The organism is Bradyrhizobium sp. AZCC 2289 (genome assembly GCF_036924615.1).
GTDB lineage: Bacteria > Pseudomonadota > Alphaproteobacteria > Rhizobiales > Xanthobacteraceae > Bradyrhizobium.
Window position 1 is genome coordinate 748,618 of record NZ_JAZHRY010000001.1, and the last position, 15,971, is coordinate 764,588.

General features: G+C 62.5%; 16 protein-coding genes and 1 pseudogene. 8 read left to right on the plus strand and 9 right to left on the minus strand.

Features of this window, described 5'->3' with window-relative positions:
- Nucleotides 1–60: 60 nt before the first annotated feature.
- The 6 genes from flhB to flgB form a co-directional block, all read right to left on the minus strand.
- A complete protein-coding gene (flhB, locus tag V1289_RS03885; protein WP_334395706.1) occupies nt 61–1,134 on the minus strand; it encodes a flagellar biosynthesis protein FlhB in 1,074 nt (357 codons plus the stop codon).
- 99 nt (nt 1,135–1,233) lie between these two features.
- The gene (gene fliR / locus V1289_RS03890; RefSeq protein ID WP_334395707.1) at nt 1,234–2,004 is read right to left on the minus strand and encodes a flagellar biosynthetic protein FliR; all 771 of its coding nucleotides are present in this window, start codon (nt 2,002–2,004) and stop codon (nt 1,234–1,236) included.
- Between the two features lie 18 nt (nt 2,005–2,022).
- Entirely contained in the window at nt 2,023–2,286 is a 264-nt protein-coding gene (gene fliQ, locus V1289_RS03895; protein ID WP_334395708.1) for a flagellar biosynthesis protein FliQ, read from the minus strand.
- Nucleotides 2,287–2,413: 127 nt separating this feature from the next.
- Entirely contained in the window at nt 2,414–2,725 is a 312-nt protein-coding gene (fliE, locus tag V1289_RS03900; protein ID WP_334395709.1) for a flagellar hook-basal body complex protein FliE, read from the minus strand.
- Nucleotides 2,726–2,742: 17 nt separating this feature from the next.
- Nucleotides 2,743–3,168 (minus strand): flagellar basal body rod protein FlgC, encoded by a 426-nt coding sequence (flgC, locus tag V1289_RS03905; protein ID WP_074274904.1) that lies wholly within the window; start codon nt 3,166–3,168, stop codon nt 2,743–2,745.
- Nucleotides 3,169–3,196: 28 nt separating this feature from the next.
- Nucleotides 3,197–3,607 carry a flagellar basal body rod protein FlgB gene (gene flgB / locus V1289_RS03910; protein ID WP_309178098.1) on the minus strand — a complete coding sequence of 137 codons (411 nt, stop codon included), beginning with the start codon at nt 3,605–3,607 and terminating at the stop codon, nt 3,197–3,199.
- A 361-nt stretch (nt 3,608–3,968) separates the two neighbouring features.
- Here flgB and V1289_RS03915 point away from each other — a divergent pair, with 361 nt between their 5' ends.
- The 3 genes from V1289_RS03915 (at nt 3,969) to V1289_RS03925 (ending at nt 7,190) form a co-directional block, all read left to right on the plus strand.
- Nucleotides 3,969–4,901: a flagellar biosynthetic protein FliO gene (locus tag V1289_RS03915; protein WP_334395710.1), complete on the plus strand. Its 933-nt coding sequence runs from the start codon at nt 3,969–3,971 to the stop codon at nt 4,899–4,901.
- A complete protein-coding gene (gene fliP, locus V1289_RS03920) occupies nt 4,898–5,650 on the plus strand; it encodes a flagellar type III secretion system pore protein FliP (RefSeq protein ID WP_334395711.1) in 753 nt (250 codons plus the stop codon). Before V1289_RS03915 ends, fliP begins: the two co-directional genes overlap by 4 nt.
- A 238-nt stretch (nt 5,651–5,888) precedes the next feature.
- Nucleotides 5,889–7,190, plus strand: a complete 1,302-nt coding sequence (locus tag V1289_RS03925) for a glycosyltransferase family 87 protein (RefSeq protein ID WP_334395712.1) — start codon at nt 5,889–5,891, stop codon at nt 7,188–7,190.
- 156 nt (nt 7,191–7,346) lie between these two features.
- Here V1289_RS03925 and V1289_RS03930 read toward each other — a convergent pair whose 3' ends face one another.
- The gene (locus tag V1289_RS03930) at nt 7,347–8,441 is read right to left on the minus strand and encodes a glycosyltransferase family 2 protein (protein WP_334395713.1); all 1,095 of its coding nucleotides are present in this window, start codon (nt 8,439–8,441) and stop codon (nt 7,347–7,349) included.
- Nucleotides 8,442–8,717: 276 nt separating this feature from the next.
- Here V1289_RS03930 and V1289_RS03935 point away from each other — a divergent pair, with 276 nt between their 5' ends.
- Entirely contained in the window at nt 8,718–9,413 is a 696-nt protein-coding gene (locus tag V1289_RS03935; protein ID WP_334395714.1) for a class I SAM-dependent methyltransferase, read from the plus strand.
- Between the two features lie 172 nt (nt 9,414–9,585).
- Here the strand turns inward: V1289_RS03935 and V1289_RS03940 are convergent, their stop codons facing one another.
- Entirely contained in the window at nt 9,586–10,566 is a 981-nt protein-coding gene (locus V1289_RS03940; protein WP_334407261.1) for a Bug family tripartite tricarboxylate transporter substrate binding protein, read from the minus strand.
- A gap of 255 nt (nt 10,567–10,821) precedes the next feature.
- On the opposite strand from V1289_RS03940, the pseudogene V1289_RS03945 reads away from it, so the two are divergent.
- Nucleotides 10,822–12,640, plus strand: a pseudogene (locus V1289_RS03945) (long-chain-acyl-CoA synthetase).
- Between the two features lie 4 nt (nt 12,641–12,644).
- On the opposite strand, the gene V1289_RS03950 reads toward V1289_RS03945, so the two are convergent.
- Nucleotides 12,645–13,520: an acyl-CoA acyltransferase gene (locus tag V1289_RS03950; protein ID WP_334407263.1), complete on the minus strand. Its 876-nt coding sequence runs from the start codon at nt 13,518–13,520 to the stop codon at nt 12,645–12,647.
- Between the two features lie 102 nt (nt 13,521–13,622).
- On the opposite strand from V1289_RS03950, the gene V1289_RS03955 reads away from it, so the two are divergent.
- The 3 genes from V1289_RS03955 to V1289_RS03965 are packed head-to-tail and all read left to right on the plus strand — an operon-like array spanning nt 13,623 to nt 15,964.
- Nucleotides 13,623–13,868 (plus strand): acyl carrier protein, encoded by a 246-nt coding sequence (locus V1289_RS03955; RefSeq protein ID WP_334395715.1) that lies wholly within the window; start codon nt 13,623–13,625, stop codon nt 13,866–13,868.
- Nucleotides 13,855–15,240 carry a class I adenylate-forming enzyme family protein gene (locus tag V1289_RS03960; protein ID WP_334395716.1) on the plus strand — a complete coding sequence of 462 codons (1,386 nt, stop codon included), beginning with the start codon at nt 13,855–13,857 and terminating at the stop codon, nt 15,238–15,240. Before V1289_RS03955 ends, V1289_RS03960 begins: the two co-directional genes overlap by 14 nt.
- Complete coding sequence (locus V1289_RS03965) at nt 15,233–15,964, plus strand: SDR family NAD(P)-dependent oxidoreductase (protein ID WP_334395717.1); 732 nt, start codon at nt 15,233–15,235, stop codon at nt 15,962–15,964. Before V1289_RS03960 ends, V1289_RS03965 begins: the two co-directional genes overlap by 8 nt.
- The last annotated feature ends 7 nt before the right edge of the window (nt 15,965–15,971 follow it).

A 15,971-nucleotide genomic window follows, 5' to 3' on the forward strand; every position in this document is an offset into this window, starting at 1 on the left:
AAGTCCATCAGGCAGGTATTCCGCAGATTACAGGCTTTTCAAGGCGATTTCCGTTCCGTTTCACGTCCGCCGGCCGGAAAGCCCGCGCTTCAGGCCCATGACGTAGCCGATGATTTCGGCAACCGCATGATAATGCTCGACCGGGATCTCGTCGTCGACCTCGACGGTGGCATAGAGGGCGCGGGCCAGCGGCACGTTCTCCACGATGGGAATATCGTGCTTCTTGGCGATTTCCCTGATCTTGAACGCGATATTGTCGACACCCTTGGCGACGCAGACCGGCGCCGACATGCCGCGATCGTAGGACAGCGCCACCGAATAGTGGGTCGGGTTGGTGATGATCACGGAGGCCTTGGGAACCGCAGCCATCATGCGCTTCTTCATGCGCTGCTGCCGCAATTGCCTGATCTTGCCCTTGATATGCGGGTCGCCTTCGGACTGCTTGAACTCGTCCTTCATCTCCTGCAGCGACATCTTCTGCCGCTCGTACCATTGCCGGTACTGGAAGAAATAATCGGCGATGGCGACCGCGGCCAGCATCGCCACCACGGCGCCCATCAGGTGCAGCGTCAGGCTGGTGGTGACGCTAAGAATCGCGTCCGGGTCGAACCGCAGGAACGATTCCAGGCGATGGCGCTCCGGCCACAGCACCGCCATCATGACGGCGCCGAGCGCCACCAGCTTGAAGAGGCCCTTGGCGAAATTCGCCGCCGCCTGCTTGCCGAAGATGCGCTTCAAGCCGGCGCCGGGCGACACCTTGCTGAATTTCGGCTTCAGCCCCTCCGCCGACCACACCAGCCGGTGCTGGATCATGTTGCCCGCGATCGCCGCGATCATCAGCATCAACATCGGCACGCCGACCGCCGCCAGCACGGCGTAGCCCAGCGTCTGCGCCAGCGCCAGCAGGGCGGCGCCGTCGGTGTGGATCATCCATGAATTGGCGACCAGGTTGCGCAGCGGCATCAGGATGCCGCCGCCCATCGATCCCGAGAAGGTCGACAACACGAGCGTCCCGCCCGCGATCACGAACCAGGTGTTGACCTCCTGGCTCTTGGCAACGTCGCCGCGCGCATGGGCGTCGTCGAGACGCTTTTGCGTCGGGTCTTCTGTTTTGTCGTGGGTATCGTCGGCCATCGCAGCGCTCTAGCCTCTTTGTTTGAGCATGATCTCCGCGCAAACGCGTTCCGCGTTTGTCGCGAGGGAAAACCGGTACCCATTTTTCCGGATCATGCTCTATCTCAGCGGAGTCAGCTCGTGCATGACGCCGACGAAGTAGTCGAGGTAGGTTCCCATCATCGCCGTGAGGACGAGGGCGAAGATCAGGAAGCCGACCATGATCGCGAGCGGCACGCCGACGAAATAGACCTGCATCTGCGGCATCAGCCGCGCCAGCACGCCGAGCCCGATGTTGAAGACCAGACCGAACACCAGAAACGGCGCCGCAAGCTGCATGCCGATCTTGAAGGCGGCGGCGAACGCGCGGGTGGCAAGGGCTGCGACGTCGCCGGTCGGGATCGCCTCGCCCGGCGAAAAAATCCGGTAGCTCTCGTTCAGCGCGGCGATCACCAGATGATGGCTGTCGGTGGCGAACAGCAGCGTGATGCCGAGGAGGGTGAGGAAGTTGCCGATCAGAAGCCCCTGCTGGCCCTGGGTCGGGTCAACCGAGGTGACGAAGCCGAGGCCGAGCTGCTGAGCGATCACCGACCCCGCCACCGACAGCGCCGCCAGCGTGACGCGGGCGGTGGCGCCGAGCACGACGCCGATGATGATCTCATACAGCATCAATATCAGGAGCGACGTGAGCGAGGTCATGTCGACGTGGTAGGCCGAGCGGTGCAGCGGCAGGATGATCAGCGTCAGCAATAGCGCGATCGCGAGCTTGACGCGCACCGGGATATTGGTTTCACCGAGCCCCGGCAACAGCATCACCATTGCGCCAATGCGGGCGAACACCAGGATGAAGGCGGCGGCGAGGGCCGGAAGAAGGGAGATATCGACGCGCATGACCCACGCATGATGCCATCAACCGCCTATGATTCGCGACGATATCCGCATCATGTGACTGTGCAGCGAATCCGCCATGAACGGCAGCGCCAGCAACAGCGTCACGAAGATCGCCAGGATCTTCGGCACGAAGATCAGCGTCTGCTCCTGGATCTGCGTCAGCGCCTGGAACAGCGACACCGCGACGCCGACCACAAGGCCAACCACCATCAGCGGCGACGACACTATGACAATGGTCCAGATCGCATCGCGCGCCACGTCGAGGGTTTCAGCACCGGTCATTTCAAATTCCTGTCTACTCTGGAAGCTCAGCACCCGTCATTGCGAGGAGCCCTTGCGACGAAGCAATCCATTCTTTCTTTTTGCTGCGCGATGGATTGCTTCGCTGCGCTCGCAATGACGGCGTGCATCAGATCGGCATCTTCATGATGTCTTCGTAGGACTGGATGACGCGGTCGCGCACCGAGACCAGCGTCGAGACCGCGACGTCGGTTTCCGCCACCGCCGTCACCACGTCCATGACGTTGGCCTTGCCCGAGGTCATCGCCATGGTCTGGGCGTCGGATTTCTTGCCGGCCTCGAGCACGCCGCCGACGGCGTCCTTGAGCAGCGCCGAGAAGGACGGGCCGCCCGAGGCCTGGCCGCCCTTCTCCGTGCCGCCGGATTCCATCATGCGGGCAAGGCTGGCGTAAGCGTTGGCAGCAACTGTGGGTGTAGCCATTTGCTAAAAATTCCTGTTCAGGCCTTGAGGATGTCGAGCGTGCGTTGAATCATCCGGCGCGTGGCGCTGATGATGTTGAGGTTCGCCTCGTAGGATCGCTGGGCGTCGCGCATGTCGGTCATTTCGATCAGCGGATTGACGTTGGGATATTTGACGTTGCCCGCGGCATCCGCCGCCGGATTGCTCGGCTCGTATTTGACGCGAAACGCCGACTGGTCGGTGCGGACCTTGCCGAGGGCTACGACCTTTGCGTCCAGCGTACGGTCGAGCGTGGAGGAAAAGGTCGGCACCTTGCGGCGATAGGGGTCGCCGGCGGCCGTCGGCGCGGTTGAATCCGCGTTGGCGATATTTTCCGAGATCACCCGCATCCGCCCGGCCTGCGCCCGCAGACCGGAGGTCGCAATGCCCATCGAGCGGGCGAAATCGCTGCTATCGTCAGCCATGTCCGGGTTTCTCCGCCATAATCATGATCTAGCCCTTGCCGATCGCGGTCTTCAGAAGGTGCAGGCTCTTGCTGTAGAGCGAGGTGGCCGCAGCGTAGTCCATCTGGTTGGCGGACACTTTCAGCATCTGGTCCTCGAGGTTGACGGCGTTGCCGGCGGGCCGGGTCTGGAACCCGCTCTTGCCGCCGTCCCCGTCGAAAGTCTGTCCGCCGCCGGATACCGCGATATGGCTGGTCGAGGTCCGCATCATCGCCAGCGACCCCATGCCGCCGCCGACGGTTCCACCCTTGTTGTCGAAGGTCGGCTCGACCAGATCGCGCGGCTTGAAGTTCGGCGTATCCGAGTTGGAGATGTTTTCGGACAGCACCCGCTGGCGCTCCTGGTGCCACTGCATCTTGGTGCGCAGCGCCGACAGGATCGGAAGATCGTTCATGGGCATGGGCGCCGCTCCCGTTAACCTCTGGGGCCACCTTCGAGGTAGGCAGAATTTGCCCGGTGTATGGTTAACGGTCGGTTAAAATCGCGCGCTTTGGCCGCAGACTGTGCGCGAGACCGCAAAGCGAGCGCATTTTGGCCACGAAAGCTGCGTTAACCAGCAAAAGCCAATGCTTTTCGCGCGCTCAGAAGTCGTTTTGGATCAAGCGATTCTTGGTCTATTAATTAACGGGCGGCAAGGTTTGCCGCGGGGAGTTAAGGAATAAGGCTGATCTCGGGCGTGATTCGCCGTATGTGGATCGCTTCCAATCCGCACGCGTTGAAGTATGCCATGTTGAGGACGGCCTCTGGCCGGGGACCAAAGAATGCCGCAGACACTGACATTCCTCTTCGCATTCATCGCCGTTCTGGCGCTGATCGGCGTCGCCGCATGGCTGGTTCGCCGCTTCGCCACCAACCGCCTCGGCGCCAATCCCAATCGCGGACGGATGCCGCGGCTGGCCGTGATCGACGCCGCCGCCGTCGACGGCCGCCGCCGTCTCGTGCTGGTACGGCGCGACAATGTCGAACATCTCCTGATGATCGGCGGTCCGAGCGACATCGTGGTGGAACCCAATATCGTGCGCGCGACCCCCGGGCGGGATCAGATGTCGCCGCGGCCCGCGGTAGCCGGCGCCGAGCAGCCGCCCCGGATTGCGCCGCTGCCCGATGCCGCCTGGGCCGACAGCGAAGGTTCCCGGACCGACATGTTCGACCATGCGGAACCGCAAATGCCGGAGCCGCCGCCGCGCTCGGCCCGCCCCTCCTTCGCCGACGAGGTTCGCCGCCCGGTGCCGATGCCGGAGCGCCGCAGCGATCCGATGGCCGGCTTTGCGCCGGAACCGATTGGCAGCCGCCCGGAGCCGAGGGCTGAAGCGCGCCCCGATCCGGTCCCGCCGCGGGTGACCCGCACAGAACCAATGCTGCCGCGAGCGCCGCGTCCGAGCGAACCGCCGAAAGCGCCGCCGCCGGTGCGCGCGCCGGAACGCGCCGCAGCACCTCCGCCCCCGCCGCCGCCTTCCGCGCCGCCGCCGCAATCCAGCGCCGACCAGAATCTTGCCGAGATGGCGCAGCGGTTGGAAGCAGCCCTGCGTCGGCCGGCCGGCGACACCGCGCCGCCGGTCGCGCCCGAGCCGCCGCCCGCCCGCCCGGCGCGCAGCGACGCCCCAGCCCCCGCTCCCGCTCCGCAGAAGAGCGGCTTTGAAAATCTCGAAGACGAGATGGCGTCCTTGCTGGGCCGTCCAAAGTCTCCTTCGTGAGATCGGCGAAAGTCCCGCGTAGAGTTTTATTTTTTGCCACCCTGATAGCCGCCGGATCGCTCGCCGATCCGGCGTTGGCGCAGGATATCAGCATCAATCTCGGCCAGGGCAATGGCGGCGTCACCGAGCGCGCGATCCAGCTGATCGCGCTACTCACGGTGCTGTCGATCGCGCCGTCGATCCTGATCATGATGACGTCGTTCACGCGCATCGTCGTGGTGCTGTCGCTGCTGCGCACCGCATTGGGCACCGCGACCGCGCCGCCGAACTCGGTGATCATTGCGCTCGCCATGTTCCTGACCGCGTTCGTGATGGGGCCGGTGCTGCAGAAATCCTATGACGACGGCATCAAGCCCTTGGTCGCCAACCAGATCGGCGTCGAGGAAGCGCTGCAGAAGGCTTCGGTGCCGCTGCGCGGCTTCATGCAGAAGAACGTCCGCGAGAAGGATCTAAAACTGTTCATGGATCTCTCCGGCGAACCGCCGCCGGCAACACCCGAAGAGATGTCGCTGCGGATCCTGGTGCCGGCTTTCATGATTTCCGAACTGAAGCGCGCGTTCGAGATCGGCTTCCTGCTGTTCCTGCCCTTCCTGATCATCGACCTCGTGGTCGCATCGGTCCTGATGTCGATGGGCATGATGATGCTGCCACCGGTCGTGGTGTCGCTGCCGTTCAAGCTGATCTTCTTCGTGCTGGTCGACGGCTGGTCGCTGGTGGCGGGCAGCCTGGTGCAGAGCTACGGGGGGTAGGCGCTCATTCCGGGGGCCGCGCCAAAATCGCGGAAGCCCAGTTGATGTCACCGGTTCCAATGGCCTTGATGACGGCGGAAGCGGACACCAGAGCCGCGACGATCCGGAGTATATTTCCGGCTCGACGATCTAGCATTTACGGCAAATGCTGCGCTGACGTGCGTTAATGCTTGGCATTGCCGCTACCGTCTTAAGCCACCAGAAAGGAAGGGCCGCTAAACTCCGGCCCATGAGACCGTTGCAGAAAACATTGCTGCTGTTGTTTGCGACATGCCTGGCGACGCAGGCCGGCGCCAATCTGATCAAGTATTTCCACGAACTGTCGGACGGCTCGCGCTTCGGTGGCGACTTCATTAGTTTCTGGAATGCGGCGCATCGAGTGCGGCACGGCGAGTTCACCGCCATCTATGATCCAGAAACGTGGCAAAGAATCTTGTCGACGAATACGACAGGCATCCTCTCGTGGTTCGTATATCCACCATTCACCTTATTTGGATTATGGCCGCTGGGCGACGCGACGTACAACGAAGCGGTCCTGGCCTGGTCGCTCGTTCCGCTGGCCTTCTATTTTGCGTTGATCGCTTTGTTGGCGAAACGCTCCGGCTTGGGTGCCGGCGCCAATCCTGCTTGCGAGAATCACTGGCCGCGAATGCAGGCTTACGCCGTGCTTGTCGCATTCTCCTTGCCCTTTCTCAGCGCCAATTTGTTTAGCGGACAAACGGGTACGCTCATTGCCGTGCTGTTTCTGGGGGCGGCGTATTTCTGGCCAACGCGTCCTGTTCTAACAGGAATTTGCATCGGTCTTTTGGCAATCAAACCACAAATGGGCCTGTTGATGCCCTTTGCGCTGATAGCGTCCGGTCAGTGGCGCGTCGTCGCGGCCGCAGCGACAACCGTCCTCTCTTTGATTGTTCTCTCGATGATATGGCTTGGAGCCGCCATCTGGACAGATTATTTGCGTATGAGCCAGCTGTTCGGCCATTTTATTGGCAGGGGCTACAACCAGATACAACAACTGGCACTCGGTCCCTATGTATCGCTGCAGGGAGCTGGAATGCCGGCTGCTCTCGCGGGCCTTTTGCAGGTGGTCGTGATCGTTGCGGTTCTGACCGTGATCACCCGGGGTTTTTCGCGGTGGAAGTCAAACAAGCAGGAAACGGGAAAAGAAGATGGGAGGCTTGATCTTCGATTGGCGCTCCTGGCCGCGGGGACGTTGCTTGCAACGCCGTACTCATTGTCTTACGACACGCCACTGCTGATGCTGTCCGTTATCCCGCTGCTCGCACGCAACTGGCGTGATGGGTGGGACGGGATCGAATTAGCCTCGGTAACGGCGCTACTGATCATGCCCTATGCACAGCCTGTCGCAGTTGGCAGCCATGTTCCGTTTGCCTTCCTGGCCCTGTTACTTTGGTTTGGCGTGCTGTATCGGCGTTTTCAAAAAGAAGCCCCAGCCGGCTGGCTTGCACATCCTGGGTACAAAAAGCACCCTTTTTATCCGGAAGATGGTCGCAATTTAGCCCCGAGCGCGAATAGCTGACCAAACACCATCGCCACATGATAAACGCGACGATGTCGATCGCGCGCATCCCGCAAGCCAGCGTCACATCATCCGCGATTGCCTTGACGCGCGCGCCAAACAAGCCGCCGGCATTCTGCCAGGCCTGATACAGCGCGGGATGATTCAGGATCGCCGCTACTGGGCGATCTCGTCGAGAAGCGGCTCGTGCGCCTCGGCATCCAGCTCGGTGTGCAGCGCCTTGAATGGCAAGTTCCCAGAACTCTTCCGGCCGGGCGGCGGATCGTGCGGCAGCCGATCCGGCAAACGGGCGCGCCGGTGGAGATGGGAGATCACGAACAGTGGCCGATGCTTCGATTGAATATAAGTGCGACCGACATATTCCCCGATCAGGCCGAGGACCAGAAGTTGCACGGAGGAAATTCCGACGACAAGCAGCGTCAGGCTGGTCCAACCGGGTACGGTGCCTGAGAGGATCCAGCCTGCCGCCGCCCAGAGGCCGACAAAAGTCAGGACCGTCGTCAACAACGCGCCGATGTAGGTTGCGATCCGCAGCGGAACCATGGAAAAGCTCACCAGCGCATCCGCGGCGAAGCCGATCATTTTGGTCAGCGGATATTTGGTGGTACCGGCAAATCGGGCGTTGCGATCGTATTCAAAAGCGACCTGCTTGAAACCGAGCCAGGCGACCATGCCCCGAATAAACCGATCATGTTCCGGCATCTGCACGACCTGGTCGGAGATGCGCCGGCTCATCAGCCGGAAGTCGCCGGTATCAACCGGGATATTGACGCGCGTCAGGTTGGCGAGCAGGCGGTAGAATGCCTCGGCTGACCTCTTCTTGAAGCGGCCCTCGCCGGCACGGCTTCGTCGCTGCCCATAGACCACGTCGGCGTCTTCACGCACCATCAGATCGTACATCGGGCCCAGCAATTCCGGGGGATCCTGCAGGTCGGCGTCGATAACGAGGACCAGGTCGCCGCGCACGGTGGAAAGTCCGGCCGTTAGTGCCAACTGGTGACCGTGGTTGCGCGACAGACGAACCGCGACGACATTGCGATCTTGCGCCGAAAGCTCGTTGATGATTTTCCAGGTATTGTCGGTCGAACCGTCATCGACCAGGATGAGTTCGAATTTCTGACCGAACCGCGCGCGCGCTGCTGCAGTCATCTGACGATGAAATTCGCGCAATCCCTCTTCTTCGTTGCAACACGGCACGACGATCGACAGGAACAGTCTTTTGGGGCGCTGCATACCGTCGTGAATTTCCATGACTCTGACAGCCTGCAAGATCGGGAATCGAATTCGATCGGTCGCGACATACTCGGTGAACCCCGGTTAATTATTCATCAATTTTTATGGCCAACGTAACGCATGATTCGCTAACCTTTGCGGGGCTCAATTGTCCCACCGGGCCTGCGGGAGACGGATATGTAATTAAATATTGGGGCCTATTGTAACTGTTCGAGCCCCCGACGACGAACCGCCGACCCGGCTTCGCAGAAATTCGAACGATTCAGCGCGTGAAACGGGCAACCCGATAGCAACATGGACCAGGCCGAATTCGACCGCTTCGCCGACGAATACCACGACCAGCATCGTGAGAACGTGGCTGTCACCGGGGAGGGCCCGGAATATTTCGCGGAATACAAGATCAGGAAGCTGCGGCAGATCGTCGATCGCAGCGGTATCGGCGTGTCCCGAATCTGCGACTTCGGTTCCGGAATCGGCAACTCGATTCCATTTTTTCGGACGCATTTTCCTCAGGCTTCGTTGACGTCATGCGATGTGTCCGAGCGCAGCCTTGCGCTCAGCAAACAGCGTTATCCGGATTCCACCAACTATCTTCTGATCGAAAATGACCGTATCCCCGCCGAAGCGGACGCTTTCGACCTGGTATTTTCGGCATGCGTGTTTCACCACATCCCCCATGACGAGCACGCCATGTGGCTGCGCGAACTTTACCGGATTACGAAACCGGGCGGATTGATCGCCATCTTCGAGCATAATCCGTTGAACCCCCTTACCGTCCATGCGGTAAACACCTGCCCTTTCGACGTGAATGCGAAACTTGTTCTTGCCCGCAATTTGGCGCAACGATTGGCTGAGGCTGGTTGGGCGTCCCCTCGGATTCGATACAATCTGTTTTTTCCGCGTGCGCTTGCCCTGCTCCGTCCCATCGAGGACAAACTCGGCTGGCTGCCGCTTGGGGCGCAATACGTTGCGCTCGCGCGCAAATTCTAACGAAGCGGTTTGGAGCCGACCCGCCATGCACCGGGCGGTTATCTGATGTTCTACTGGTGGACCAAATCCCTTCGACTCGCTTGGAGCGCGCCGATCTGCATCTGCTCGAATATCAAGGCTGAGCCGAACAAATCGGCCTGCCTCCGCAAATGCATTGGCCACCGACCGGATTTTACTTGTACCCCGACAATTCCACCACCTTGCGCCAGCGCTCGGTTTCCACGACGAGCATGGCGCCAAACTGGCCGGCGTTGCCTGCAATGGGAATGGCGCCGAGTTCGCCGAGCCGCGCCTTGATGACGGGGTCGGCCAGCGCCGCATTGATTTCCTTGTTGAGCAGTTCGACGATTTGCGGCGGCGTATCGTGGGGCGCGCCGACGCCGTAGAACGACGCGGTCTCATATCCCGGCAGGGTATCGCTGATCGGCGCCACGTCGGGCATGGTTTCCGACCGTTCCCGCGTCGTCACGCCGAGCGCCCGGATCTTTCCCGACCGGACCAGCTCGAACGAGGACGTGACGTTGTCGAACATGCCCTGGATCTGGCCGGACATCAGGTCGGTCAGGCCCGGTGCCGATCCGCGGTAGGGCACGTGGATGAAGTCGACGCCCGCCATCGCCTTGAACAGTTCGCCGGACAGATGCAGCGACGTGCCGATGCCGGAAGACGCGACGCTGAGCTTGCCCGGATTGGCTTTGGCGTAGGCGATGAAATCCGCAACGCTGTGCACCGGAAGATCGTTGCTGACCACGAGCACCAGCGGAATGCGGGCGACGCCGGCGACCGGCGCGATGCCCTTGGCGAAATCATAGGGCAGCGACGGATCGAACGATGCGTTGATGGCGTTGGCCGTGCTGGTCAGCAACAGGGTATAACCGTCCGGCGACGAAGTGATGACGGCCTGGGTGCCGATATTGCTGCCGGCGCCGGGCTTGTTCTCGACCACGAAGGGCTGGCCCAGCCGTTCGGTCAGATGCTGGCAGATCAGCCGCGAAAGCACGTCGGTCGCGCCACCCGCCGCGTACGGGACAACCCATTTTACCTGACGGGTCGGGTAGACCAGATCGGCGCGCGCGGCCCTCGCGGCATTGACGCCGAGCAGCGATATGCCGGCGCACGCTGCGGAATGAAGGAACGCTCTCTTGCTGATCATCATCGCGGCCTTTCGTCGTTTTAACCGAGGCCGATATCGCAGGAATCCGGCGGCGCCGCACGGCATTCCCGCCATCGTGGTAAAATTCGCGCGCAGCTGACGCTGCGAAGCATCGATACGTATTCGATTGCCGATCAATTAATCAAAACCCTGCCCATCCCATTTGCACGGGAAAGGAGTTTTAACTCTGCTGATTAACACCTCGGCGGACGGACCCCCGTATAGATGGCGCGGAAAGCCAACGCATTTTGGGCCATGAACACCGGCGTCATCGATCACGCGACAAAACCCGCGCAGCTTCGCGGCAGGCCGTCGGCCGCCAAAAAGCTGGCTGAAGGCGATCGAGCTCACCTCGCATATCGATGCCGATCCGCATCGCCTGTTTGCCGACATCGTCGAGGATTGGTCGGAGAAACAACCGGACCGCCCCGCGCTGATATCGGATGCGATGACGTTGAATTACCGGGACCTGGCGGCCCGGATCAACCGCTATGCGCGCTGGGCATTGTCGGCAGGCATCGAGGCCGGCGATACCGTCAGCCTGTTCATGCCGGGTGGCCCCGACTACATCGCGGCGTGGCTCGGGATCACCAAAGTCGGCGGCGTCGCCGCGCTGATCAACACCAGACTGATCGGGCAGTCGCTGGCGCACGGCCTCAATGTCGCGAATGCCGATCAAATCATCCTCGCCAAAAATCTTGCCGGCGTATTTGAAACCGCCGTCCCGCATCTGAAGCGCGCGCCGAAAATCTGGCGCCACGGTGATGTCGCCGACGAAGCGAGCATCGATGCCGCGCTCGCGAACATGGATGGCGCGGCATTGTCATCCGCCGAACGCCGCGGCATCACCATCAACAATCGTGCGCTGCTGATCTATACCTCGGGCACCACCGGCCTGCCCAAGGCCGCCAGCATCAGTCACCGGCGCATCCTCAACTGGGGCGGCTGGTTTGCCGGACTGACCAACGCTGCGCCCGACGACCGCCTGTACGACTGCCTGCCGGTCTGCCACAGCGTCGGCGGCATCGTCGCGCCCTGCAGCATGCTGGCCGCAGGCGCCTCGGTGGTGCTCGCCGAAAAATTCTCGATCGAGCGTTTCTGGCACGACATCGTCCGCCATGATTGCACGCTGTTTCAATATATCGGGGAGCTCTGCCGCTATCTGTTGAAGGCGCCGCCATCCGAACTCGAACGCAGGCACCGGCTGCGGCTGGCCTGCGGCAACGGATTGCGCGGCGACATCTGGGAAGCCTTTCAGGCCCGGTTCGCGATTCCGCGGGTCCTCGAATTCTACGCGGCGACCGAAGGCAATTTCTCGCTGTACAATGTCGAGGGCAAACCCGGCGCGATCGGCCGGATCCCGGCGTTCCTCGCCCATCGGTTTCCGGCGGCGATCATCCGTGTCGACGCCGAGCTTGGCACACCCGTTCGCGGCGCGGACGGCCTGTGCATCCCCTGCGCGCGCGGCGAAGCCGGTGAAGCGATGGGACGGATCGGAACCGCCGACGAGGCCGGCGGCCGCTTTGAGGGCTATACCGACGCCGCTGAAACCGAAAGGAAGATCCTGCGCAATGTGCTGACGCCCGGCGATGCCTGGTTTCGCACCGGCGACCTGATGACGCGCGACGACAGCGGCTATTTCCGCTTCGTCGACCGGATCGGCGATACGCTTCGCTGGAAAGGCGAAAATGTCGCGACCTCCGAAGTCAACGAAGCCGTTGTGCAATGTCCCGGCGTCGTCGACGCCGCGACCTATGGCGTGAGGCTTCCGGGCACCGATGGCCGCGCCGGCATGGTTGCGATCGTGACCGGCGACGGTTTCGACCTCGGGGAATTGCGACATCACCTGTCGCGCCGGCTGCCGGCTTACGCCTGCCCCGTCCTGGTGCGCATCTGCGCGACATTGGACAGTACCGAAACCTTCAAGCAGAAAAAGCACGAACTGGTTCGCGAGGCGTTCGATCCCGCGCGCGTGAAAGACCCGCTGTTTTTCCTCGATGTAAGCTCGGGCTTCTATCGTCCGATCGATGCCGAGGCATATGCGCAGCTCATGGACGGCGCGCTGCGGCTATAGCCGGTCACATACCGAAGATCGCCAGTTCGGTGTCGGCGAGATCGCCGAGCGCGGCGCGATGCGGCCCCTTGAAATATTTGCGGCCCTGCGGCTCGCGATAGACCCCGGTCAACCCGGCCACCGGCCCGTTCGCATCGACGATGACCACCGGCTTGCCGTGCCACAGCAGATGGCGGCCGATCACGGCCGCGCAACGAACGTAATCCGCGACGCTGTTGCAATAACCGAGCAGCATCGCCGGCACCGGAATGATCCCACGGCGCTTGCGCAGCGGGAAGAAGATAAACGGCAATGCAGCTTCGTTCGTATGGCAGACCAGACTGAGGCAGCCATATTCGGCGTGACGCCGCAGCATCTCCAGGTCCGCGTCCGCCAGGCCCTCGATCGCTTTCGTATCCGCGCCGACCGCCTCGATCCGCATGCCGCGTCCGCCGTCCGACAGCACAGGCACGGAAAAATACCGGCCGCGGCAATAGGCTTGGTATCCCTGCGCTTCGAGGATCGGCCAGGTGTGGGTGGCCGGCGTGACGTTGAGATAGGTGACGTCCTTGCGCTTCTGCGCCATCGAGGCAAACAGCGCCGCGTAGTTCCGGAACGCCGGATCGACATACCAGCTCGACACGTTGCAGCGTGTCACGGTCTGGCCGTCGAGGATCCGGCTCGAATAGATCAGCAGCAGGCAGCCGACCGGCACGCCCTCATTTTCGAGCAGATAGCCGTAGCGCGGCACGTCTGGCGGCAAGGGTCTGGTGGCCTGGCGGTGCAGGCCGTGCATCCAGTACTCACGCGGCCGGTACACGAACCCGCGGGTCAGGAGGTCGCCGACCGCCTCGAGATCGGCGTCCGATATCTCGCGAATCCGGGGCTTTGCGGCGAGGATCATGTTTACCAATGAACCCAAAAGATCAGCGAAAGGCGGCGCTATTTCGCTTTTGCATTCTATGATGTCCTCTCACACTTCAATGGGAAGGCAAAAGAATCCATGTCGGTAAGGTTAAGGATCATTGCAGCGATGCAGCAGATCGCCGTCGAGCAGCAGGTCAAGCTGCCGCCGCTGCATGACGAGTTGTCGCTTCATGAAACCGGATTCGATTCGCTCGGCTTCGCCATCCTGGTCGCGCGTCTCGAAGACGATCTCGGCGTCGACCCCTTCACGCTCGCGGATGATGCCGCGTTCCCGCTCACGATCGGCGACTTCGTCAGGGCGTATGAAAATGTCCCCGCGTGAGATTTTTGCTCTCCGCAATTATCTCGGCCCGGAGCTGACGGGCCGGACGATTTCGGATGCGCGACAGATCGTATCGCTCTCCGACATTCTCGAACGGACCTGCCTCGGCAACCGTCTTCGCGAACTCGCCGGCCGCGCCGTGCTGCTGGCGGTGACCGATCAACTGATTTCCGGGCTTGTCATGACGGAGCTCGATGGCGTCGCCTGGCGCATGCTGCTGTGCCCGCCCGATGTCAGCGCCGATCACTTCCAGTGGCTGGTGCAGGACGCCGGGGTCGATGCCGTCGTGACCGACCGGCCAGCCGAGCGGAACACCGCCGGGGTTGAGCTGGTCGTTACCGCCCGATCGCCCGCAGCTGCGGCGAGCCGCGCACGAACCGAGCGCGCGACCGAGTGGCTGATGCTGACGTCGGGCACCTCGGGCGTACCGAAGATCGTCCGTCACACCCTGGAAGGCCTGACCGGCGCGATCATCGCCGACGGCCCTGCCCGCGGCGGCCCGGCCGTCTGGGCGACCTTCTATGACATCCGCCGCTATGGCGGCCTCCAGATATTCCTGCGCGCCATCATCGGCGGCGGCTCGATGGTGCTGTCGCAGCCGGAAGAGCTGATCGCCGATCATGTCGCGCGCCTGAACAAGATGGGCGTCACCCACATCTCGGGCACGCCGTCACACTGGCGCAAGCTTCTGATGAGCGGATCGGCCTCCGGGTTTTCTCCGTCCTATGTTCGGCTGTCCGGCGAGATCGCCGATCAGGCCGTGCTCGACGGTTTGAGCAAGGCATATCCAAAGGCCTCGATCGGCCACGCCTATGCCTCGACCGAGGCCGGCGTCGGCTTTGCGGTCAATGACGGCCGCGAAGGTTTTCCAGCCCATATGGTCGGAGACAGAAACGGCGGCGTCGAGATGAAAGTCGAGGACGGATCGCTGCGGATCCGCTCGACGCGCACCGCGCACGCCTATGTCGGCCGGCACGCCGCCGCACTCACCGACGGCGACGGCTTCGTCGATACCGGCGACATGGTCGAGTTGCGCGGCGACCGGTATCATTTCGTCGGCCGCCGCGGCGGCATCATCAATATTGGCGGGCTGAAAGTGCATCCCGAAGAGATCGAAGCGGTCATCAACCGGCACGCGGAAGTGCGGATGTCGCGCGCCAAATCTCGCCGCAGTCCGATCACCGGCGCGATCGTGGTGGCCGATGTCATTCTGGCCGATGGCTGCGGCCCGGACCGCAGCGAGGAGATCCGCGCCAACATTCTGGCCGATTGCCGGGCGCAGCTCGCCGCCCACAAGGTGCCCGCCGTGATCCGCTTTGTCGCATCGCTCGACGTCACGGCGGCCGGAAAGCTGGCGCGAAACGATGCGTAACGTCCTGGTGACCGGAGGCAGCCGCGGCATCGGGCTTGCAATCGTACAACGGCTTGCCGCCGCCGGCTACAATGTCATCGCGGTGGCGCGGCGCCCGAGCGAGGAACTGAGCGACGCCATCCGCGATGCCGCCACCGGCACCGGCGCCATTCACTTCAGGGCATTCGACCTCAGCGAAACCGGCGCCATCCCCGCCTTTGTCAAAGGCCTGCGCGACGAATTCGGCGCGATCTACGGCCTCGTCAACAATGCCGGCATCGGCACCGAGGGACTGCTGGCCACCATGCACAACAGCGAGATCGAGGCCCTGGTCGGCCTCAACATTCTCTCGCCGATCATTCTCACGAAATATGTCGTGCGCCAGATGATGGCCGACGGCGCCGGCCGCATCGTCAACATGTCCTCGATCATCGCGACGACGGGTTACAACGGCCTGTCGGTCTACGGCGCCACCAAGGCGGCGGCGACCGGCTTTACCCGCTCGCTCGCGCGCGAGGTAGGCAAGCTCGGGATCACCGTGAACGCAATCGCGCCGGGCTTCATCGATACCGAACTGACAAAGGATCTTGCCGAGGATCAGCGCAAGCGTATCGCCGGCCGCAGCGCGTTGCGCCGCCTCGCCGCCCCGGACGATGTGGCCCGGATGGTGGAATATCTGCTCGGCGACGGCGGCAGCAACATCACCGGCACCGTGATGACGATCGACGCCGGCAATACGGCTTGATGCCGCC